The organism is Streptomyces sp. NPDC002324 (genome assembly GCF_053593335.1).
The window spans coordinates 44,890-64,573 of record NZ_JBSFCF010000023.1 but is presented as its reverse complement, the minus strand read 5'-3'; the positions used below and the strand labels follow the sequence as shown (position 1 = coordinate 64,573).

Here is a 19,684-nt window from a genome sequence, read left to right as displayed (position 1 = left end):
TGCCGCGTTTCCTAGCGTGAGGGGCGTGTTCAGCGAAATGACCGCCCTCGCGGCCGGATTCGGCACCGGCCTGTCCCTCATCGTCGCCATCGGCGCCCAGAACGCCTTCGTCCTGCGCCAGGGGCTGCACCGCGACGCCGTGCTCTCCGTCGTGGCCATCTGCGCCCTCTCCGACGCGGTGCTGATCGCCCTCGGGGTCGCCGGGGTCGGTGCGGTGGTCGTCGCCTGGCCCGGCGCGCTCAAGGCGGTCGCGCTGGTCGGCGGCGGCTTCCTCCTGGTCTACGGCGCCCTGGCCGCCCGCCGCGTGCTGTGGCCCGGCGACGACGCCCTGCGCGCGGACAGCGGCTCCGCGGGCTCACGGCGCCGGGCCGTCCTCACCTGTCTGGCCCTGACCTGGCTCAACCCCCACGTCTACCTCGACACCGTGTTCCTGCTCGGCTCCATCGCCTCCGACCGCGGCCCCCTGCGCTGGACCTTCGGCCTCGGCGCCGGCCTCGCCAGCCTCTGCTGGTTCGCCGCCCTCGGCTTCGGCGCCCGGCTGCTCAGCCGCTTCCTGGCCCGCCCGTCGGCCTGGCGGGTCCTCGACGGCCTGGTCGCGGTGACCATGCTCGCGCTCGGCGGCATGCTGATCGCCGGAGCGTGACCCCCGGCGGGCGCGGATCCTTGACCCCCGGTGGTGGTCGCGGGTCGCGGCGACAGCATGTGAGACGGCCGCCCGGCCGCCTGTCCCGGCGGTGGCGATCTCCGCGATAGTGGTGCCCGAATCGAAAGATGTATCGAGCATCAGGATGCCCGTGGACACCACCCAGAGCAGCGCAGGCGACGAGACCGCACCGGAGGACGACGCCCCGACGCCACCCCGACGAGGCCGGCGCCGCTGGGCGATGGACACCCGCCCCCTGCGCCGCCCCGCCTACCGGCGCCTGTGGTCGTCCACCATCGTCACGGCGGTCGGCAGCCAGCTGACCGCCGTGGCCGTACCCAAGCAGATCTACGACATCACCGGCTCCTCCGCCTGGGTCGGTTACGCGAGCCTCGCCGGCCTGCTGCCCCTGGTGGTGTTCGCGCTGTGGGGCGGCGCGGTCGCCGACAGCGTGGACCGCCGCACCCTGCTGCTCGTCACCAACACCGGTATCGCCGTCACCTCGGTGCTGTTCTGGGTGCAGGCCGTCACCGGCCTCGAATCGGTGTGGACGCTGATGGCCCTGCTCGCCCTCCAGCAGGCGTTCTTCGGCCTCAACTCACCCGCCCGCAACGCCTCCGTGGCCCGGCTGGTCCCCGCCGACGAACTGGCCGCTGCCGCCGCCCTCGGCTCGACCGTGATGCAACTCGGGCTGGTGGCAGGCCCCTTGCTCGCCGGCGCCCTCATCCCGGTCATCGGCCTGGCCGAGCTGTACCTGATCGACGCGCTGGCCCTGTGCGTCACCCTCTGGGCGGTCCACAGGCTGCCCTCCCTGCCACCCCTGGACGACACGACGACCCGGCGCGCCGGCTGGCGGGAGGTCCTCGCGGGCTTCCGTTACATCGCCCTGCACAAGGTGCTCCTGCTGTCCTTCCTCGCCGACATCATCGCGATGGTCCTGGGCATGCCCCGAGCCCTCTTCCCCCAGCTCGCCGACACCACGTACGCGCCCTACGACGAGGGCCTCGCCCTCGGCCTGCTGTTCGCCGCCATCCCCATCGGCGCCGTCCTCGGCGGTCTGCTGTCGGGCACCTTCTCCCGCTCCCGCCGGCACGGCCTGATGGTGATCGCGGCCGTCATGGGCTGGGGCGCGGCCATCACGGGCTTCGGGCTCAGCACCAGCCTCTGGTTCGCCGTGCTCTTCCTCGCCGCCGCCGGTGTCGCGGACATGGTCTCCATGATCTTCCGCGGCGCCATCCTGCTGTCCGCCGCGACCGACGAGATGCGCGGCCGGATGCAGGGCGTCTTCACCGTGGTCGTCGCCGGCGGGCCCCGCCTCGCCGACGTCCTGCACGGCACCGCCGGCGCGGCCTTCGGCGCCAGGGCGGCCGTGGTCGGCGGCGGCCTGCTCGTCATCGCCGCGATGCTGCTCCTGGCGACCCTGACACCGGCACTGAGGCGGTACCGGATCTGACCGATCGGCACATCCGCCCCCCGGCCGGTCTTCCGTACGCTGGGCAGCCGCACACCCCACAGGCAGCACCCCACAGGCAGGAGTCGCAACGATGCGGTACGTGAAGCTCGGCTCGACAGGTCTGGACGTGTCCCGGATCTGTGTGGGCTGCATGAGTTTCGGGATCCCCGACCGGGGCCCGCACGAGTGGACCCTGGACGAGGAGGCCTCACGCACGCTGATCCGGCAGGCGCTGGACGCCGGGATCAACTTCTTCGACACGGCGAACGTCTACTCCGACGGCACCAGCGAGGAGATCGTCGGCCGTGCGCTGGCGGAGTACGCACGGCGCGAGGAGATCGTCCTCGCGACCAAGGTGAACGGCGCCATGCACCAGGGCCCCAACGCCCTGGGACTGTCCCGCAAGGCGATCATGACGGAGATCGACGCCAGCCTGCGGCGCCTCGGCACCGACTACGTGGACCTCTACCAGATCCACCGCTTCGACGCGCACACCCCGGTCGAGGAGACGATGGAGGCCCTGCACGACGTCGTGAAGGCGGGCAAGGCTCGCTACATCGGGGCGAGTTCGATGTACGCCTGGCAGTTCGCCAAGATGCAGCACACCGCCCGCCTGCACGGCTGGACGCGGTTCGTGTCCATGCAGAACCACTACAACCTCCTCTACCGCGAGGAGGAGCGCGAGATGCTGCCGCTGTGCGAGGACCAGAGCGTCGCCACCCTGCCCTGGAGCCCGCTCGCCCGCGGCCGTCTCACCCGTGACTGGGACACCGTCACCGCACGCGCCGAGAGCGACACCTTCGGCAAGACCCTCTACCAGGAGGGCGACCGCGAGATCGTCGACGCCGTCACCCGGATCGCCGGCGAGCGCGACGTGCCCCGCGCCCGGGTCGCCCTGGCCTGGCTGCTGAGCCGTCCGACCGTCACCGCGCCCATCGTCGGCGCGACCAAACCCCACCACCTCGACGACGCCGTGGCCGCGCTCGACGTCACCCTGACGGAGAAGGAGATCGAGGAACTGGAGCGGCCCTACACGCCCCGCGCGATCAGCGGTCACTGAGCCGGGGCGGCGCCCGGCTCCCCCGAGGCGGGCACCTTTCGCGCCGGGAGCGCCGGCGTCACAGCCGGGAGTACTCCAGGCGCACGGTGGTGGCGAGGCGGGCCAGCGCCTCCTCGGCGCCCTCGCGGTCGGTCTTGTCGAGGCGGGCCAGGGCGTCCGCGGCGGCCACACGGACCTTCTGGGGCACCTCGTCGAGGGCGGCCATGCGGTAGGCGATGGTGCGGCGGGCCGCGCGCTCCTCGGCGCTGACGCCGTGCGGCCCGGTGCGGGGGAAGACGGCGGCCTCGTAGGCGGTGACGTGGATGAGCACGCCGTGCGCGATGCCCTCGGCGTAGCCCCGCTGCCCGGCCTGCCGCTGGGCCATGGCGAAGTGCGCCATGGCCCGTCGCCGCACGATGAGCGAGCCCACCGTGCCGACGAGCCCGGCGCACACCGCCGCCCCCAGGGCCACGGGGCCGCCGCCGATCAGCGCGCCTATGAGGGCGCCGACCGCCATCAGCAGACAGGTCAGCCCGGTGGTGAGCATCAGCAGGGCGCGCGCGGGTGTGAAGGTGGCCATGACGTGCAGTGTCTCAGCCCCGCGCGGGGGCGGGCGCGGTGGCCCGGTGGGGGAGGGGGCGACGCGGGCCATGCCGAACGGTCGGTCCGCGCCCGGACGGCGGGCCGCCCGGCACCGGAGCGCCCCGGGCGCCGCCTGCGTGCCGGTCACGCCGTGAGCACCGTTTCGAGTGACCCGGCGGTACCCGCCCCGGCCGGCCCGCCTCCCACGGGGAAGTGGAACGACCACCGCCGCGGGGACCGTGGAGACCGCCCGGCGCTCTCCGTTTCGTCGTCAACTACCCGCCGCCGTACGAAGATCAGGTGTCTGCATAGGGTGGGGCCTGTGAGAACCAGCGACACCGGTGAGGCCGTCGCGTACCAGAGCGCGACCGAGGGGGAGACCGCCGTCCGATGAACCAGATCCTGTTTGCCGGGGCCATCGGCCTGTTCCTGACGCTGATCGGCACCCCGCTGCTGATCAAGCTGTTGGCGCGGAAGGGCTATGGGCAGTACATCCGCGACGACGGCCCGCGCGGCCACGCCGGCAAGCGCGGCACCCCCACGATGGGCGGCATCGCCTTCATCCTGGCCACGGTCGTCGCCTACGTCGCGACCAAGATCATCACCGGCGAGAGCCCGACGTACCCCGGTTTCCTGGTGCTGTTCCTGATGGCGGGCATGGGTGTGGTCGGGTTCCTCGACGACTACATCAAGATCGTGAAGCGGCGTTCGCTGGGGCTGCGGGCCGGGGCGAAGATGGCCGGTCAGCTGATCGTGGGCATCGTGTTCGCCCTTCTCGCCATCAGGTTCGCGGACGAGCGGGGCCAGACGCCGGCGTCCCTGAAACTGTCGTTCGTCACCGACTTCGGCTGGACCATCGGGCCGGTGCTGTTCGTGGTGTGGGCCCTGTTCATGATCCTGGCCATGTCGAACGGGGTGAACCTGACCGACGGTCTGGACGGTCTCGCCACCGGGGCGTCGGTGATGGTCTTCGGCGGCTACACCTTCATCGGCCTGTGGCAGTTCCAGAACTCCTGCGCCAACGCCATGGAACTCACCGACCCCGCCTCCTGCATCGAGGTGCGCGATCCGCTCGACCTCGCCGTCGTCGCGGCCGCGCTGATGGGGGCCTGTTTCGGGTTCCTGTGGTGGAACACCTCGCCGGCCAAGATATTCATGGGGGACACCGGGTCCCTCGCCCTCGGCGGCGCCCTCGCCGGCCTCGCGATCTGCTCCCGCACCGAACTGCTCCTCGCCGTCCTCGGCGGGCTGTTCGTCCTGATCACCCTGTCGGTGGTCATCCAGGTCGGCTCGTTCAAGCTGACCGGCAAGCGGGTCTTCCGCATGGCCCCGCTCCAGCACCACTTCGAACTCAAGGGCTGGTCCGAAGTCCTGGTCGTGGTCCGCTTCTGGACCATCCAGGGCATCTGCGTGATCGCCGGCCTCGGCCTGTTCTACGCGGCGTGGGCCGCGGGCTGAGAGGAACGAGCGACGGGTCCGGGGCGGCGGCCACCGCCCGGACCCGCCCCGTGTCCTACGGGATGCCGGCCGCCGACCGGAACACCACGCCCCGTCGCAACGGCCCCTCCGGCACGCTCGGGTCATCGAAGTCGTCGGACGGTCCCGGGTCATGCCGAGACGCCGCATCACCGCCTGGGAGCGGAGGTTGCCGGCGGTGGTCACCGCGAGGACCTCCGGCAGACGCAGGCGCGTGAGGCCGAAGTCCACGACGGCCCGCCCGGCCTCGGTGGCGTAACCGTGGCCCCAGGCCGTACGCGCCAGCCGCCAGCCCGCCTCCACGCCTGAGAACGGCATGTCCTCGTCCACCGGGTCCAACCCGGCGAAGCCGACGAACTCGCCCGTGGCGCGCACCTCCACCGCCCACCAGCCCCACCCCCGCCCGTCGATGTCGCTCTGGAAGCGGGCGACGGACGCGGCGCTCTGTTCCCTCGTGAGGACACCCGGAAAGTGTTCGCGCACCTCGGGATCGGCGTTCAGGGCCGCCCAGGGAGCCAGGTCGGACTCCCGCCAGGTGCGCAGGAGCAGGCGGTCGGTTCGCAGTTCGGACATCGCGCCAACCTGACGGCGTCTTGGAGCGCGGGCGATCGCATTACCGTGCCGGACAAGGCGGTTGCCGCCACGGCTCCCTCGGCGCCGGACGGCTGCGGTGTCGCCACCCGCTCGTCGGCAGGCCCCGCCGCCGTCGTATCCGCCGTCTACAGCCCTCCGCCGGCCCCCAGCCCGCACCGCACCGCTCGCAGATGGTCGGTCAGCGGGCCGAGGCCCACGTCGTGGCGGCGTTCGTCGACCGTCTCGGCGTGGCGGACGGGATACGGGAAGAGGGTGCCGGGGTCGATCCGGGTGCCGTAGAACTGGGGCTGGCCCAGGGCCACGGCACAGTGGTCGGCGATGTAGGCGTGGTGCACGGCGGGACAGCTGCCGTCCGCGACCGCCTCGGCGATCAGATCGCGGCAGGTGAGCTGGAAGCCGAGGTCGGGGGAGTGCAGGAGGAGCATCAGGGCCGCCGTGGAGGCGGTTTCGCCGACCGATTCGGCCGTGGGCCAGCCGTGGCGGGCGACGATCGCGCGGAGGGCGTCCCCGTTGCCGGCCCGGCACTCGGCGATACGGTCCCGGGCCTGCGCGGTGGGCGCGGACCGGGCCTCGTGGGCCAGTCGCCGCTCGTCCTCGGCCCTGCGCACCAGTTCGGCCGCGACCACCCCGCGACGCGGTGGTGCCGCGCCGGGCGTGGGTTCCGTCGTGTTCTCTCTGGCCGGGGCGCCCCTCACATCGGCTCCCGGACGGCGTGCGAGAACCGCTCCTCGCGCGGGATCACGGCAGCCTCACCGTGTCCCGGGGGCGGGCTGCCCCGCCGTACGGGGCCTCGTGGACGCTTCTCCGGGGGCCGTGCGCCGTCGCGGCAGGGATCCGTCGGCGGGGCGCGCCGACCCTGACTGCCGTCATCGGGTTCCTCCGTGTCCTCATGGTGGCGGGGTCGACCGGCGTGGCGGGCCGCCGGTGCTGTTGTCGCAGACAACAGCACCGGTCCCACATAACGCCAGGTGGTGGAGGGGTTGTGCAGGTGCGGACGGGTAGTGGCGCGCGCTGTACAGGTTCCCGACCATGGTGAACGTCGACGAGAACCCGCCCCTTCGTGAGCGGGACGTCCCCGCCGGACGGCCCGGCATGCGCGGCAAGAGGGTGCTGGTCACCGGGGGCACCCGGGGGCTGGGCGAGAGCGTCGTACGCCTGCTGCTCGCCGAGGGCGCGAAGGTGGCGACCTGTGCGCGCGAGCGGGCGGGGCTGGCGGCGCCGGCGGACTCCTTGGCGGGGGCGCAGCGAGACCGGCTGTTCACCGACCGGCTCGACGTCACCGAGCCCGGACGGCTGGAGGACTTCGTCACGACTGCGGCGAAACGTTTCGTCGTCGCTGGGCCCGCGGAATTGGCCGGACCCGACGGACCGGCCGGACCCGCTGGACCCGTTGGACCCGCCGGAGCCGTCGGATTCGATGGCGTCGTCGCCTGCGTCGGCGGTTCGCGCGGTGGCACCTTCGAGCAGGCCGACGGTGTCGACTGGGCGGCCACCTGGGAGCTGAACGTCGGACACGCCGCCCGTCTCGTCCGGGCCGCGCTGCCGTTTCTGCGTGCGGCCGGCGGCGGCTCGGTCGTGCTCGTCGGCTCGATCTCGGGCTGGAAACCGGGACCACCCGCGCAGTACGGGGCGGCGAAGAGTGCCCTCATCCATCTGGCCGCCTCCCTGGCCCGCGAGCTGGGTCCGGACCGTATCCGCGTCAACGCCGTGTCACCGGGTTCGATGCTGATCCCCGGCCGCCGCTGGGACCGTATGCGCCGCGAAGATCCACCGGCGTACGAGAACTTCGCCGCGGCGGAGCTGCCGACCGGTGCCCCCGTCACCCTGCACGAGGTGGCGCGCACGGTGGTGTTCCTGCTCTCCGACTGGGCGACAGGTGTCTCCGGCGCCCACCTGCCCGTGGACCGGGCCCAGAACGCGCCCTCGCCGGACGGATACTGAGCCGCGCCCCCCTCAGGCGGCCGCCCCCAGCACCACCCGCGACCGGCGTTCGAAGTCCTGCACGAGCGGCTCGTCGCGGCGGGACGTCAGCCGGCCGCGGAAGTCGCGCAGGGCCTGGATGGACCGTTCGCTGTGCACACCGCTGAGCGCGTCGAGCGCGACGGTGGCCGTGGCGATCGCCTCGTCCAGACGGTTCTGCTGGAGGTGGGCCGTCGCGAGGACGGACCGGCTGATGGCCTGGCGGCGGCGGCGGTCGGCGTGCGCGCGCACCGACTCGCCCGCCGTGTGCTCGGCCTGCGCGGCGAGACCCAGATCGCGGAAGCAGAGGGCGGACTCGGCCTGGAGGTAGTGGTGGTCGAGGAACCGCACCCAGGGCGACTCCTGGGCGGCGCCCCGGCTCGCGTCGAGCTGCTTCTCGGCGGCGCGCAACGCCTCGGCCGTCTCGCGGGGGCGGCCCAGTGCCGCGTGGCCGCGCGCGGACATGGCGTGCAGGCGCATCAGACCGAGGGGGCTGCCCGAGTCCCTGGCGGTGGCCACCCCGGCCCGGGCCAGCGCCACACCCTCGTCGGGGCGGCCGAGGCTGGTCGCCAGATGGGACAGCCCGGCCAGGATCTGGCCGCCCAATACGTGGTCGCGGCCCTCCGCGCAGAGCCTGAGGCCCTGCGTCATGTACCGCTGGGCCAGGCCGTACTCCCCGGCGTCGTAGGAGCTCCAGCCCGCCATGGCCGCGAGCCGGGCGGCGGCGGCGAACAGTTCGCGCCGGTGGTGCGGGGGGATGCCGCGCTGCTGGAGCAGCGGGACGACCTCGGTGGTGAGGTACTGCACGATGCTCGTGCGGATACCGCCGCCGCCGTAGTGGTTGTCCATCTCGTCGAACATGCGGAGCATCGCGTGGACCTGTTCCACCGGCCCGCCGCCCGCCACCGGAGCGAGTCTCGGGGCGTCCCGGCTCTCCACCAGCCACAGCAGCCAGGCCCGTTGCGGGTTCGTCAGCGCGCCCGGCACGAAGGGCACCGAACCGAGCAGACTGCGCCGGGAGATGTCGGTCGAGCCCAGCTCCGCCAGGGTGTGCAGGGTCTCCGCCACGTTCTCGACGTACATCAGCGCCCGCCCCGTCACCGGTCGTCCGCGGTCGAGCGGGAAACCGAGGTCGGCCGGAGTGAGCGCGCGGCCCAGCCGTTCGCCGAGGACCGCGGCGATCAACTCCGGTGTGTTGCCCCGTGGTTGCTGGCCCTGGAGCCAGCGGGTGACGGAGGCCTTGTCGTAGTTGGTGTCCGCGCCCTGGCAGCGGCCCAGGTCGTTGACCCGCAGGGCGAGGGAGGCGTACGAGCAGCCGGCCTCCTTCAGGGCTGCCGCCAGCGGCTTGTTGGGCCCGCCGGCCCCCTTGGCCGGGTTCCTCGGTAATCCCTGTAATCCGTTCGTCACGGCGGCCATCCAGGTTGTCGCATCGTGTCGGCGCGCGGCTTGAACCGTGCCCGCCCTGGCGCCAACTCCTGGGCGGGCCGGAGGAGTTCGAGGGACGCTGCCCGCGATGTGCGGCAGGTCACTCGGTCACTATGGTGGCCGAAGAACTCAGCCCGCAACCTGCGTTCTGATAATTTCAGAATGAACCGCGAAGACCTGTTGGTGTCAACGGATCGCATGGCACACTGCACGCTGTGAATCCCGCCCCGGGAGGTTGCACGTGAGTGAGACCCGCGTCGGAGGGAGCGCTCCCGCGGCGCCCACGGTCCTGCGCATGGTCCTCGGTAAACGGCTCCGCCAACTGCGGGAGCAGGCGGGTGTCTCCTTCGACGACGCCGCCCGCGCCATCGAGGTCACCGCGCTGACGGTCCGCCGTATGGAGAAGGCCGAGGTCGGTCTCCGCATCCCCTACGTGAAGGAGCTGCTGCGCACCTACGGGGTCTCCGGAGGCGAGATCGAGGACTTCCTCGCCCTCGCCCGCGAGGCCAACCAGCCCGGCTGGTGGCACAAGTTCCGTGACGTGCTGCCCGAGTGGTTCAGCGCGTACGTGAGCCTGGAGAGCGAAGCCGCCGTCATCCGTCTCTACGAACCCCAGTACGTGCCCGGTCTGTTGCAGACCCACGACTACGCCGCCGCGCTGATGCGGGTCGGCTTCCCGAACGCGGCCCCCGAGGACGTCGACCGCCGGGTCGCCCTGCGCCTCAGGCGTCAGGACCTGCTGGTCAAACCCGAGGCGCCGGCCGTCTGGGCCATCCTCGACGAGACCGTGCTGCGCCGGCCGGTGGGCGGCCCCGAGGTGATGCGGGCCCAGATCGACCGGCTCGCCGAGGCGACGGACCGGCCCAAGATCAGGATCCAGATCATGCGGTTCGCGGCCGGACCCCACCCCGGGGCGTACGGCCCCTTCCACTACTTCCGCTTCGGATTCTCCGAACTCCCCGACATCGTCTACACCGAGGGCCTCGCGGGTGCCCAGTACGTCGACCAGCCCGCGGACGTCGTGACCTATCTGGAGGTACTGGACCGGATGTCCGTGCAGGCGGAACCGGTCGCTCGTACCAGGGACATCCTGGCGGCACTACGCAAGGAGTTGTGAACATGGCAAGGACACCCGACAGCCCCGTCCACAGCGGCATGCCCGCTCCCGAACTCGGCGCCGAGGGCTGGCGCAAGCCCTGGAGCGGCACGAACGGCGGTTCCTGTGTCGAGGCCAAGCGCCTGGCCGACGGCCGCGTGGCCTTCCGCCAGTCCACCGACCCGGACGGCCCCGCCCTCGTCTACTCCCGGGAGGAGATGGTGGCGTTCCTGAACGGTGCCAAGGCGGGCGAGGCGGACTTCCTCATCGCCTGACCGCCCGCCCACCCGCCCAGCGGGTCACTACGCGCGCACAACCGGACACCCCGTGCGCGTACTCCCCTCGGCCGTCGGCCGTGACCAGACTGGGTGCACCTCCAGGCCGTGAACGGGACCGTCGGGCCGGCGCCCGTCGCCCACCACCCGAAGGGAGCGGCATGGTCGCGCCGCCTCGTGTTCCGGGCCGAGCCCGGCCGGTCGCTCCCGAGGAGCCTGGGATGATCCCGCCGCCCGTGCTCACCCGGTACCGGACCCTGATCGTCGAGGGGTGCGAAGGGCCCGGCCGTGACCGTCTCGTCGGTGAACTGGCGGACCTCGGCTTCGAGGTCCGGCGCATGCCGCCCGCCCTGCACCACCTGGACCCGGCCCTGCCCTACCGCGAACTCCTCGACGGACCCGGCCGACTGGCCGTCGACGGGCACCTCATCGCGGAACTCGTGCACGGACCACTGCGCCGGGGCCGCTCCCGGGTGACCTGGATACAGGCCCTGGACCTCGCCGACGTCGTGGCCGAACGCGACGGGGCCATGCTCCACCTGACCACGCCCGAGGCCACGGAGGCGGCCACCGCCTACACCCGGGTCTTCCGCACCCTCGCCCAGCACGTACCCGTGGTCACCCTCGACGTCGGCGAGCCGGCCGGCCCCATCCGTGCCCCCGTTGCTCGTCCGTCCCAACTCTGGCCAAACGCAGGACAGTTGACGATAGGTTAGCGACGACCACGCGATGTGAGGCAGGAGAGTACCCATGGCAGACGGCCACCCCACTCCCGACCAGGAAGCCCTGTCGAAGATCGACACCACGGTGCCGCACTCGGCCCGCATCTGGAACTACTGGATGGGCGGCAAGGACAACTACGAGGTCGACCGCGAGGCGGGCGACGCCTACCGCGAGATCGCCCCCAACATCGAGACGATGGCCCGCGCCTCCCGCGTGTACCTCATCCGCACGGTCACCTTCGTGGCCCGGGAGCGCGGCATCCGTCAGTTCCTGGACATCGGCACCGGCCTTCCGACGTACGACAACACCCACCAGGTCGCCCAGAAGGTCGCCCCGGAGTCCCGCATCGTCTACGTCGACAACGACCCCCTGGTGCTGCGGCACGCGCAGGCCCTGCTCACCAGCACCCCGGAAGGCGTCACCGATTACGTCGACGCCGACCTGCGCGACCCGGACACCATCCTCGAAGCCGCCGGGAAGGTCCTCGACTTCGACCAGCCGGTCGCCCTGATGCTGATGGGCATCCTCGGCCACATCCAGGACTACGAGCAGGCGCAGGACATCGTCCGCCGCCTCCAGGCCGCCCTCCCGTCGGGGAGCTACTTCGTCCACTACGACAGCACGGACACGGACGCCGAACTCAAGCGCGCCCAGGACGGTTACGACGACACCGGCGCCGTTCCCTACGTGCTGCGCAGCCCCCGGCAGCTGCACGCGTACTACGAGGGCCTGGAGCTGCTGGAGCCCGGCATCGTGTCCTGCCCGCTGTGGCGTCCGGAGCCGGGTACGAACCCGGAGCCGACGGACGTGTACGGGGGAGTGGCCCACAAGGCGTAGCGGCACCGGCCCGGCGCGGGACGGGCCGGGGACGCGGGAGGCGCGGGAGGTCACCCGTGTACTCCCGGGCACTTCGGGTAGGCCCCCCGCATGACGGGCCCCCACGACATCGACCGCCGGCTCCTCGACGCCGTGGAGAACCTGGTGCCGCTGTGGTTCTCGGCCGTCGGCGACGTCTCCCCCCGGTTGTCCCCGCGACAGATACTGGCACTGCGCGCGATACGCAGGCAGCCCGAGCTGAACCTGACCGCCCTGGCCGAGCAGCTCGCGATCGGCCTGCCCACGGCCAGCCGGCTCTGCGACCGGCTCGAAGCAGCCGGCCTGCTCCGCCGGGGCGTCCGTTTCGACGACCGGCGCGAGGTGCACCTGATGGTCACCGAGCGCGGACACGGGTTCCTCACCGACCTCACCGGGAGGCTGTCGGCGCGTCTGACCGACGTCCTGGCGGCGATGCCGGCCGCCGAGCGCGCCCGGGTCGAGCAGACGCTGCGGGCTCTGGGAGGACCCGTCAGCTGACCCGTGCAGGGATTCGCCCGCCGTCACTGTGCACATGGCAGAGCAGCAGGCACACGTCGTCCTCGTGCTCGTCGTCCAGCAGCGGCTGGAGCAGCCGGTCGGCGGATTCCGCGAGATCGTCGTCGAGCGTCGCCGACGGGAGGCCTCCGAGGGTGGTCGCCAGCCGCTCGATGCCGGGGTCGATGCCCTGGGCGCGGCGCTCCACCAGCCCGTCCGTGTAGAGGGCCAGGGTCGAGCCGGGCGGCAGCGGCACGGTGTGGTCGGGGATCTCCTGGTGGAGAGGGATGCCGAGCATCGCGCCGGGTTTGGCGTCCAGGATCCGCACCCGCCCGTCGGGCGAGCGCAGCACCGGCGGCGGATGCCCCGCGGCGGCCCAGGTGAGGGTGGGCTCGCTCGGATGGAACCGGGCGATGACGGCGGTGGCGTACAGGTCGGGCTGCAGATGGTGCAGGAACAGATGGAGACGGGTCAGGAGCTGTCCGGGGGTCTTGCCGTCGACGGCGTAGGCGCGCAGCGCGGTGCGCAGCTGGCTCATCATCACCGCGGCGCGCAGACCGTGCCCGGTGACGTCGCCGATGACGGTGATCAGGCTGCCGTCGGGCTGGCGGAAGGCGTCGTACCAGTCGCCGCCGATGTTCAGGCCCCGGGTGGCCGGCAGATAGCGGGCGGCGAGCCGCAGCCCCGGGGTGGTGGGCAGCTCGGTGAGCAGGGCCCGTTGCAGGGTCTCGGCGATGTCACGGTTGTGCTCGAAGCGGCGGGCGTTCTCCAGCGCCACGCCGGCGCGCCGGGCCAGCTCGATCAGCATGACGGCGTCGTGGGCGTCCCACCGCTGGTCGTCCGGCGGGGACAGCGTCAGCACCCCGAGGGGCGCGCCCCGGGTCACCAGGGGCACGCACAGCAGGGGCCGGGCGGGGTCGAGCGCCGAGGGCGGATGGTCGTCGACGCCGGGCAGTCCGCCGGGGTGGTCGGCGGCGTACTGGGGGCGCCCGCGGCGGGCCGCGACGACGGCGGCGGCCGGTCGCGGGCCGCCCCGGGCCAGGTCGCCCTCCCCGTCGAACAGCCATACGTCGGCGGTGTGCGCGTACCGGGGGACCAGGAGGGTGGGCAGCAGCCGCACGATCGCGTCCGGGTTGAGGGAGGCGGTCAGAGCGGCGCTGGCGTCGGCGAGGAAGGTGAGCCGGCCGCGCGCGTTCTCGGCCTCCTCACGGGCCTTCTGCTCGGCGGCGAACAGTTCGCGCTGCGCGATCCCGGCCGCGTCCAGCTCGGCGTGCAGGGCGAGGACACCCTGGTTGGTCTGGTGGAGCTCCTCACGGTGGAAGGCGACCAGCGCCTCCTGCTCGTCGAGTTTCTCCAGCAGCAGCGCGGCGTCCTCGTCGGCCCCGAACAGGGCCTCCGCGAGCGTCTCCGGATCACCCGGCACATGCCCGCTGTCCGGCAGACGCCCCTCCTGCGAACAGGCGACCGTGAGCCGCCACGGCTGCCGGAACTCGCCCGGCCGCCGGTTCGCCGACGTCACCTCGACCAGGAACCGGCTGCCGCCGGGCCCCGCCGTCGAGACCCGCGCGGTCAGCAGCCACGCGCCCCCCTTGGTGAGGCACTGCCGCAGCTGCGCGGAGAGCACCGACACCAGCCGCGCCCGGTCGGTCGCGGAGACCCCGTGCGCGGTGGCCAGCCGCGCGGTGGCGATACGGGCCCGGGCGGCGTCGATGACGGAACTGACATGCCAGGTACGGGTCATGGAAAGTGGTCCGGCGGGGAGGGGCTCAGTACGGCGACGGTGGTGTCGTCGCGTACCGGCCGGGCGGGGCTGCTCGCGTCGCGCACGATCACGGCGGCGATCACAGCGGGGTCGAGGGAGGGACTGTGGGCGGCGGGTCCGGGACTCCAGCGGCTGGGCAGACCGTCACTGTGCAGCACGAGCAGACAGTCGTCCCCCCATTCCGCCGTGTGCTGCGGGAGGTGGGCGGCCCGGTGGGCGCCGACTATGCCGGGCCGTGACAGCAGCGGCTGCCAGTTCGCGCCGGTACGCAGCCGCGCCCCGATGTTGCCGATGCCGGAGAACAGCAGCCTGCCCGCGGCGACGTCGAGTTGGGCGACGGCGACGGCGGCGCCCCGGGTGTCGCGCAGCGCGCCCTCCAGCCGCCGCAGCAGCTGGGCGGGGGGCAGTCCGGGCGCCCGGTACAGCTGCTCCACGGCAGCCGAGGAGGCGCGGGCGGCCGCCACGCCGTGGCCCAGACCGTCGGCCAGCATCAGTGTGACGAGATCGCCCTCCCGGCCCCACGCCCAGGCGTCGCCGGAGAACTCGGCCCCGGCGAAGGGCACGTTGACACCTCCGGCGCGCACGGCCGCGGCGGGGGAGGGGGCCGCGCCGGCCCGGCGGCGGGGCCGGGCTCCGAGCCGGGCCAGGGCGACAGTGCCCCGGCCGACCGTGCTGTGCAGGTCGAAGTCGTCGGCGACCCGGCGGCAGGTGCCGAGGCCCGCCCCGAGCGAGGACGTCGTGGAGAAACCGTCGCGCAGCGCGCCCGCCACGTCGCGTACCCCCGGACCGTGGTCGATCGCCACGATCTGCACCATGGGGGCCGCGCCGTCCGCCCGCTCCGGCGCGGGGCGGGAGACGACGTCCAGCAGTATCAGTCCGCCATCGGCGTGCTTGAGCAGGTTGGTAGCCAGCTCGGTGGCCACCAGCGCGCAGCCGGCGGCACGGTCCGCGTCCAGCCCGGCCCGTGCCGCCGCGGCCTCGGCGGCCACCCGGGCGTCACGCACCCGGGTGGAGTCGTGCACCGGAACCTCCCAGACGCGCGGCATCACCGCTCCTCGCGCGGGCGCGGCGCACCCGCCATCCAGGAGGTCACCGTGACGGCGGTACCCGAGCCGGGGCGGCTGTCGATGGCGAACTCGTGGACCAGCCGCCGGGCGCCGCCGAGGCCCATACCGAGGCCCTCGCCGGAGGTGTAGCCGTCGATGAGGGCCTGGTCGAGGTCCGGGATGCCGGGTCCCTCGTCGCTGAAGACCAGGCGCAGCCCGCGTGCGCCGCCCTTGTCCACGGGCTCGCACTCCATCTGTCCCCCGCCCCCGTGGACCAGGGTGTTGCGGGCCAGTTCGCTGGCCGCGGTGACGAGTTTGGTCTGCTCGACCAGACCGAAGCCGAGCTGGGCGGCCGCCTGCCGCACATGCTGACGTACCCACACCAGATCGAGATCCGAGCGGATCGGCAGGCAGGCGGAGAGGCCGCCGGCGGTCTGCATCACGGACTCTCCTGGCGGGCGTGTCCTCGGCGGGGATAGGTCGGATGCGGTTCGCCGAGGAGCCGGAACGCGTCCTCGGTGCTGAGCGCGGTACGCAGGCCCGGCAGGGTGAGACCCAGCTCCACCAGGGTGATCGCGACGGCCGGACGCATGCCCGCGACCACTGTCCCGGCGGCGAGCAGACTCGTCTGGGCGGCGATGTCGCCGAGCACCCGGCCCAGGAACGAGTCCACCATCTCCACACCGGAGAGGTCGATGACCACGCCCGTGGCGCCGCTGCGCGCCACGGTGGAGCTGATGTCCTGCTGGAGCTGCTCCGCCGCGCCGTCGTGCAGATCGCCCTGCAGCGACACCAGGAGCACGTTGCCCAGCTTGAGCACCGGCACGGGTGTCCCGTAGGAGGACGGACCGCCGTACGCGGCGAAGAGATCGCCGCTCACCTGCGCCCCGAACCGGCCGGGTCGCGGGACACGATGTCCGTGCCCAGCTCGCGCAGCGCGTAGGCCAGGGCGTCCGCGAGGCTCGTGCGGGTGAGCACCGAGCTGAGGTCGATGCCCAGGTGGACGATGGTCTGCGCGATCGGCGGCCGGATGCCGGAGACGATGCACTCGGCTCCCATCAGCCGCGCGGCGGCCACGGTCTTCATGAGGTGCTGGGCCACCAGGGAGTCGACGGTCGGGACCCCGGTGATGTCCAGGATGGCGAACCGGGCGTGCTGCTCGACGATCGAGTCGAGGAGCCGCTCCATCACCACCTGGCTGCGCGCGCTGTCCAGGGTGCCGATCAGGGGGACGGCGACGATGCCCTCCCACAGGCTGATGACCGGCGTGGCGACCTCCATCAGCTGCAGACGCTGCCGGTGGATGACTTCCTCGCCCTCGTTGAGCGCCGTCTCCAGCACCACCAGACGCAGGGTGCCCATCAGGACCGTCAGCGTCGTGGTGCACTCCCGCAGATGGGTGGCCGGCGCGGCGGCGAGCTCGGCGACCAGCAGCTCGGTCACGGGCGGCCGCAGCGCGTCCACCTCGGCGGAGATCTGCGTGACGGTGGAGCCCGCCCGCGCCCGGGAGGCGGCCGTCCGCGCGAGCTGTTCGCGCACGACGTGGAAGCCGCCGGACTCCGCGTCCTCGACGCTCTCCGCGGCGGCCACGGCGGCGAGCGCGTCCACGACGGCCCGGCCCGCCTCCACCGCCTCGTCCCGGGAGTGGGTGAAGACGGTGCGGAACAGCGCCGCGTCGGCCCAGCGCTGCGCGATCTGTTCCTGGCGGTTGCGCAGGAACTCCGCCACCTCCTGTGCCGGGGTCGACTGCCGGTCTGCCGTGTCCTGTTCCGGCACGGATCTCTCCTCACATACGGGCGCGTCTCCCTTCCGCGGGAAACGACGGTCGGTCGAACTCATGGGCGGGTGCGGTCGGACTCCCCCCGACCGAACCAGTCGAGGCAGACCACGAGCGCGTCGTCGTCCGCCACGGGCGTGCCGCGGTGACCGGAGAGTTCCCTGAGCACCGCGCCGGGGACATCGGCGGCGGGCAGCAGCCGCGTGGCGTTGACCGCGCGGGCCAGCGCACGTTCGCCGTACTCCTCGCCGCCGGGGGCGGCGACGGAGTACACCCCGTCGCTGACGAAGACGAGCCGGTCTCCGGGCTCGACGATCAGCTCCTGGGCGGTGTACTCCGTCTCCTCGAACATGCCCAGCGGCAGTTGGGCGTCCAGGGCGATCGCGGAGACGTTCCCCTCGCGCAGCAGCAGCATCCGCGGGGAGCCCGCGTCGACGATGCTCAGCCGCCCGGTGGTCAGGTCCAGGTCCAGCAGCAGCACCGACAGATGCTGGGCCCCGCCGTACTGGGCGTGGAGGGCCTGGTCGGCCAGGGCCGCCTGGTCGGCGATGGGGACACCGGCCCGCCGGGCGTTGCGCAGGGCGTTGATCCCCAGGTTGGTCAGCAGGGCGGCCTCGATGCCCTCGCCCATGCCGTTGGTGACGTACAGCATCAGATGGTCGGCGTCGGCGGACCAGTCGAAGTTGTCGCCGAAGATCGCGTAGGCGGGTTCCAGCTGGCCGCCGAGCGCGTACTCGGTGGTGGTGGAGGAACGGCCCGGCAGCAGCTGCCACTGCATCTCCGCCGCCAGGGTCAGCCGGCTGGAGCGACGCGCACGGACATACAGGTCGGTGTCGCGCTCCGCGACGACCAGCTCATGGGCCAGGACCCCGGCCAGCTCGGTCAGTTCGGCCAGGCCCTCCTCGGCGTGCGCGGCGGAAGACAGCGTCAGACGCAGCACGCCCAGCCGGTCGCCGCGCACGGTGACCGGCAGATGCGCCCGGACCCGGCCGTCGCCGCGCTTCTCCAGGTACGGCTCCTGCGACCCGAACGCCCGGCCGGTCGGGCCGCCGTGCATCGGCAGGGGTTCCGGCGCGTCGGGGTGTGTGGAGACCGGCCGCAACGCGGTGAGCGAGTAGTCGGCCAGGTACAGCTCGACCTCCCGCGCGGACCAGGCGTCCTCGCCGAGTACGTCGCGCAGTGCGTCCAGCAGGTGGTGCGGAGCAGCGGCGCGAAGTGCCCGTTCGGCTGCCACGAATCTGTTCACGATGTCGGATACGCCATTCTTTCCAGAGCTGACAGTGTTCGGGATGCCTGGAAGAGTGGGCCTGTGACTTCCTCCTCCAACCCGCGGCCGGACGAGGTGGCTCGTGTGACCTCCGAGACGGCCGAGCTGCTGGAGGTCCTGTGGGGGCGCGCCTCGACGGCTCCGGTGTCCGCCTCCCAGCTCCGCGTGCTCTTCATCCTGGAGCACAACGACGGCATCAACCTGCGGATGCTCGCCGACGCCCTCGGCTCCACCCCGCCCTCCACCAGCCGGCTCTGCGACCGGCTGGAAGCGGTGGGCTTCGTCGAGCGCCATGCCAGTACGGCGAGCAGGCGCGCGCTGTGTCTGCGGCTGAGCCGGCGCGGACAGGCCTTCCTGGTGGACCTCCGCGCCCGTCGTGAACAGGCCCTGCGGTCGGTGCTGGAACAGATGCCCGCCGTGAAGCGGACCGCGCTGCTGGAGGGGCTGGAGGCGTTCTGCGCCGCCGCGGCGGCGGAGATCCACGAGGGCGACGCCGACGCCGCCGTCCGGAGCGCCTGACCACCGCGGACCTGGTCCGACAGCCTCATCCCAACCCTTCCCACACTCTTGGCCCGGCTCACTCTGTTGCCTTCCGGCCATAGTTGTCAAACGACAACTGTTGGCCATGGCTAAGCCGTGACGCACCGACGGAAATGGCCGATCGGCTCGGCCCGTCGGTACGTCGACGCGTCGTCAACGGCTATTCCTCCGCCGGTTGTTCGTCCGGGAGCGTGGCGACCTGTCCGGAGTCCACGGCGGCCAGCGCCTCGTCCACGCTGTCCACCGTGGCGACGGTGAGACTGACACCGGTCAGGTCGAGTATGCGCCGCACGGCCGGTGTCGGGGCGATGACATAGACCCCGCCCGGGATCCGCCGTACCTCCTGGTACGTCCGCAGGATGATGTTCATGCCCGACGAGTCCATGAAGGGGACGGCCGACACTTCGAGCAGGAAATGGCGTCGGCCGTGGCGCAGCTGGTTCGCGACATGATGTTGCAGCTCGGTCGCCGTGTCGATGTCCAGTTCCCCCTCGATCGTGAGCAGCACGGCGTCGTCCCGAGGAAGGTCGACCTTGATCGACAGCGGGTTCTGGGCAACGGACACAGGAGCCTCCAAGGCACTAACCGATCGGGACGGGTGCCCCGATTCACGGATTCGACGCATCGCCCGGCGATGCGCCCGTGCGCATACCCGCGAATCGTCCGGACACACCGCC

General features: G+C 72.5%; 21 protein-coding genes and 1 pseudogene. 11 read left to right on the top strand and 11 right to left on the bottom strand.

Annotated elements, in window-relative coordinates; genetic code table 11:
- Window positions 1-37: 37 nt before the first annotated feature.
- The 3 genes from ACWCRJ_RS27195 (at window position 38) to ACWCRJ_RS27185 (ending at window position 3,156) form a co-directional block, all read left to right on the top strand.
- Window positions 38-643, top strand: a complete 606-nt coding sequence (locus ACWCRJ_RS27195) for a LysE/ArgO family amino acid transporter (RefSeq protein ID WP_450941830.1) — start codon at window positions 38-40, stop codon at window positions 641-643.
- 151 nt (window positions 644-794) lie between these two features.
- Window positions 795-2,096 carry an MFS transporter gene (locus ACWCRJ_RS27190; protein WP_450941760.1) on the top strand — a complete coding sequence of 434 codons (1,302 nt, stop codon included), beginning with the start codon at window positions 795-797 and terminating at the stop codon, window positions 2,094-2,096.
- A 91-nt stretch (window positions 2,097-2,187) separates the two neighbouring features.
- Window positions 2,188-3,156 carry an aldo/keto reductase gene (locus tag ACWCRJ_RS27185; protein ID WP_450941759.1) on the top strand — a complete coding sequence of 323 codons (969 nt, stop codon included), beginning with the start codon at window positions 2,188-2,190 and terminating at the stop codon, window positions 3,154-3,156.
- Between the two features lie 58 nt (window positions 3,157-3,214).
- Here ACWCRJ_RS27185 and ACWCRJ_RS27180 read toward each other — a convergent pair whose 3' ends face one another.
- Complete coding sequence (locus ACWCRJ_RS27180) at window positions 3,215-3,715, bottom strand: hypothetical protein (protein WP_450941758.1); 501 nt, start codon at window positions 3,713-3,715, stop codon at window positions 3,215-3,217.
- Window positions 3,716-4,107: 392 nt separating this feature from the next.
- Between ACWCRJ_RS27180 and mraY the strand changes: the two genes are divergently transcribed.
- The gene (gene mraY, locus ACWCRJ_RS27175; protein WP_450941757.1) at window positions 4,108-5,175 is read left to right on the top strand and encodes a phospho-N-acetylmuramoyl-pentapeptide-transferase; all 1,068 of its coding nucleotides are present in this window, start codon (window positions 4,108-4,110) and stop codon (window positions 5,173-5,175) included.
- 55 nt (window positions 5,176-5,230) lie between these two features.
- Here mraY and ACWCRJ_RS27170 read toward each other — a convergent pair.
- Both ACWCRJ_RS27170 and ACWCRJ_RS27165 read right to left on the bottom strand, forming a co-directional pair.
- Window positions 5,231-5,766: pseudogene (locus tag ACWCRJ_RS27170) on the bottom strand (GNAT family N-acetyltransferase).
- A gap of 146 nt (window positions 5,767-5,912) precedes the next feature.
- The gene (locus ACWCRJ_RS27165) at window positions 5,913-6,413 is read right to left on the bottom strand and encodes a DUF6624 domain-containing protein (protein ID WP_450941829.1); all 501 of its coding nucleotides are present in this window, start codon (window positions 6,411-6,413) and stop codon (window positions 5,913-5,915) included.
- Window positions 6,414-6,816: 403 nt separating this feature from the next.
- Between ACWCRJ_RS27165 and ACWCRJ_RS27160 the strand changes: the two genes are divergently transcribed.
- Window positions 6,817-7,728, top strand: coding sequence for an SDR family NAD(P)-dependent oxidoreductase (locus ACWCRJ_RS27160; protein WP_450941756.1), 912 nt, complete (start codon window positions 6,817-6,819; stop codon window positions 7,726-7,728).
- Window positions 7,729-7,740: 12 nt separating this feature from the next.
- Here ACWCRJ_RS27160 and ACWCRJ_RS27155 read toward each other — a convergent pair whose 3' ends face one another.
- Window positions 7,741-9,162 carry a hypothetical protein gene (locus tag ACWCRJ_RS27155; RefSeq protein WP_450941755.1) on the bottom strand — a complete coding sequence of 474 codons (1,422 nt, stop codon included), beginning with the start codon at window positions 9,160-9,162 and terminating at the stop codon, window positions 7,741-7,743.
- A 304-nt stretch (window positions 9,163-9,466) separates the two neighbouring features.
- Between ACWCRJ_RS27155 and ACWCRJ_RS27150 the strand changes: the two genes are divergently transcribed.
- From ACWCRJ_RS27150 to ACWCRJ_RS27130, 5 genes are all read left to right on the top strand, one after another.
- Window positions 9,467-10,288, top strand: coding sequence for a helix-turn-helix domain-containing protein (locus ACWCRJ_RS27150; RefSeq protein WP_450941828.1), 822 nt, complete (start codon window positions 9,467-9,469; stop codon window positions 10,286-10,288).
- Between the two features lie 2 nt (window positions 10,289-10,290).
- Window positions 10,291-10,542 (top strand): DUF397 domain-containing protein, encoded by a 252-nt coding sequence (locus tag ACWCRJ_RS27145; protein WP_046916678.1) that lies wholly within the window; start codon window positions 10,291-10,293, stop codon window positions 10,540-10,542.
- Between the two features lie 221 nt (window positions 10,543-10,763).
- Window positions 10,764-11,258 (top strand): hypothetical protein, encoded by a 495-nt coding sequence (locus ACWCRJ_RS27140; RefSeq protein ID WP_450941754.1) that lies wholly within the window; start codon window positions 10,764-10,766, stop codon window positions 11,256-11,258.
- A 34-nt stretch (window positions 11,259-11,292) separates the two neighbouring features.
- Window positions 11,293-12,102 carry an SAM-dependent methyltransferase gene (locus tag ACWCRJ_RS27135; protein ID WP_450941753.1) on the top strand — a complete coding sequence of 270 codons (810 nt, stop codon included), beginning with the start codon at window positions 11,293-11,295 and terminating at the stop codon, window positions 12,100-12,102.
- Window positions 12,103-12,192: 90 nt separating this feature from the next.
- A complete protein-coding gene (locus tag ACWCRJ_RS27130; protein ID WP_450941752.1) occupies window positions 12,193-12,618 on the top strand; it encodes a MarR family winged helix-turn-helix transcriptional regulator in 426 nt (141 codons plus the stop codon).
- Here the strand turns inward: ACWCRJ_RS27130 and ACWCRJ_RS27125 are convergent.
- Genes ACWCRJ_RS27125 through ACWCRJ_RS27100 form a run of 6 tightly spaced genes read right to left on the bottom strand, consistent with a single transcriptional unit; the run spans window position 12,611 to window position 18,446 of the window.
- Window positions 12,611-14,356, bottom strand: a complete 1,746-nt coding sequence (locus ACWCRJ_RS27125) for a PP2C family protein-serine/threonine phosphatase (protein ID WP_450941751.1) — start codon at window positions 14,354-14,356, stop codon at window positions 12,611-12,613. The two genes, ACWCRJ_RS27130 and ACWCRJ_RS27125, sit on opposite strands and share 8 nt — an antisense overlap.
- Window positions 14,353-15,423, bottom strand: coding sequence for a SpoIIE family protein phosphatase (locus ACWCRJ_RS27120; protein ID WP_450941750.1), 1,071 nt, complete (start codon window positions 15,421-15,423; stop codon window positions 14,353-14,355). The genes ACWCRJ_RS27125 and ACWCRJ_RS27120 overlap by 4 nt, the downstream gene beginning before the upstream one ends.
- Window positions 15,423-15,863, bottom strand: a complete 441-nt coding sequence (locus ACWCRJ_RS27115; protein WP_450941827.1) for an anti-sigma regulatory factor — start codon at window positions 15,861-15,863, stop codon at window positions 15,423-15,425. Before ACWCRJ_RS27115 ends, ACWCRJ_RS27120 begins: the two co-directional genes overlap by 1 nt.
- On the bottom strand, window positions 15,863-16,303 hold the full coding sequence (locus ACWCRJ_RS27110; protein WP_450941749.1) for an STAS domain-containing protein: 441 nt from the start codon (window positions 16,301-16,303) through the stop codon (window positions 15,863-15,865). Before ACWCRJ_RS27110 ends, ACWCRJ_RS27115 begins: the two co-directional genes overlap by 1 nt.
- Window positions 16,300-17,199, bottom strand: coding sequence for an STAS domain-containing protein (locus ACWCRJ_RS27105; protein ID WP_450941748.1), 900 nt, complete (start codon window positions 17,197-17,199; stop codon window positions 16,300-16,302). Before ACWCRJ_RS27105 ends, ACWCRJ_RS27110 begins: the two co-directional genes overlap by 4 nt.
- Before the next feature lie 59 nt (window positions 17,200-17,258).
- The gene (locus ACWCRJ_RS27100; RefSeq protein ID WP_450941747.1) at window positions 17,259-18,446 is read right to left on the bottom strand and encodes a PP2C family protein-serine/threonine phosphatase; all 1,188 of its coding nucleotides are present in this window, start codon (window positions 18,444-18,446) and stop codon (window positions 17,259-17,261) included.
- A 105-nt stretch (window positions 18,447-18,551) separates the two neighbouring features.
- On the opposite strand from ACWCRJ_RS27100, the gene ACWCRJ_RS27095 reads away from it, so the two are divergent.
- Window positions 18,552-18,986: a MarR family winged helix-turn-helix transcriptional regulator gene (locus ACWCRJ_RS27095; RefSeq protein WP_450941746.1), complete on the top strand. Its 435-nt coding sequence runs from the start codon at window positions 18,552-18,554 to the stop codon at window positions 18,984-18,986.
- A gap of 181 nt (window positions 18,987-19,167) precedes the next feature.
- On the opposite strand, the gene ACWCRJ_RS27090 is transcribed toward ACWCRJ_RS27095, so the two are convergent.
- Window positions 19,168-19,572, bottom strand: coding sequence for an STAS domain-containing protein (locus ACWCRJ_RS27090; protein WP_450941745.1), 405 nt, complete (start codon window positions 19,570-19,572; stop codon window positions 19,168-19,170).
- Window positions 19,573-19,684: the final 112 nt, after the last annotated feature.

Bases quoted from the DNA above. Each gene is read 5' to 3' on its own strand.
- ACWCRJ_RS27195 (WP_450941830.1), top strand. From the start codon at position 38: ATGACCGCCCTCGCGGCCGGATTCGGCACCGGCCTGTCCCTCATCGTC.
- ACWCRJ_RS27185 (WP_450941759.1), top strand. From the start codon at position 2,188: ATGCGGTACGTGAAGCTCGGCTCGACAGGTCTGGACGTGTCCCGGATC.
- ACWCRJ_RS27180 (WP_450941758.1), bottom strand. From the start codon at position 3,715: ATGGCCACCTTCACACCCGCGCGCGCCCTGCTGATGCTCACCACCGGG.
- mraY (WP_450941757.1), top strand. From the start codon at position 4,108: ATGAACCAGATCCTGTTTGCCGGGGCCATCGGCCTGTTCCTGACGCTG.
- ACWCRJ_RS27160 (WP_450941756.1), top strand. From the start codon at position 6,817: ATGGTGAACGTCGACGAGAACCCGCCCCTTCGTGAGCGGGACGTCCCC.
- ACWCRJ_RS27155 (WP_450941755.1), bottom strand. From the start codon at position 9,162: ATGGCCGCCGTGACGAACGGATTACAGGGATTACCGAGGAACCCGGCC.
- ACWCRJ_RS27150 (WP_450941828.1), top strand. From the start codon at position 9,467: ATGGTCCTCGGTAAACGGCTCCGCCAACTGCGGGAGCAGGCGGGTGTC.
- ACWCRJ_RS27145 (WP_046916678.1), top strand. From the start codon at position 10,291: ATGGCAAGGACACCCGACAGCCCCGTCCACAGCGGCATGCCCGCTCCC.
- ACWCRJ_RS27140 (WP_450941754.1), top strand. From the start codon at position 10,764: ATGATCCCGCCGCCCGTGCTCACCCGGTACCGGACCCTGATCGTCGAG.
- ACWCRJ_RS27135 (WP_450941753.1), top strand. From the start codon at position 11,293: ATGGCAGACGGCCACCCCACTCCCGACCAGGAAGCCCTGTCGAAGATC.
- ACWCRJ_RS27130 (WP_450941752.1), top strand. From the start codon at position 12,193: ATGACGGGCCCCCACGACATCGACCGCCGGCTCCTCGACGCCGTGGAG.
- ACWCRJ_RS27125 (WP_450941751.1), bottom strand. From the start codon at position 14,356: ATGACCCGTACCTGGCATGTCAGTTCCGTCATCGACGCCGCCCGGGCC.
- ACWCRJ_RS27120 (WP_450941750.1), bottom strand. From the start codon at position 15,423: ATGCCGCGCGTCTGGGAGGTTCCGGTGCACGACTCCACCCGGGTGCGT.
- ACWCRJ_RS27115 (WP_450941827.1), bottom strand. From the start codon at position 15,863: ATGCAGACCGCCGGCGGCCTCTCCGCCTGCCTGCCGATCCGCTCGGAT.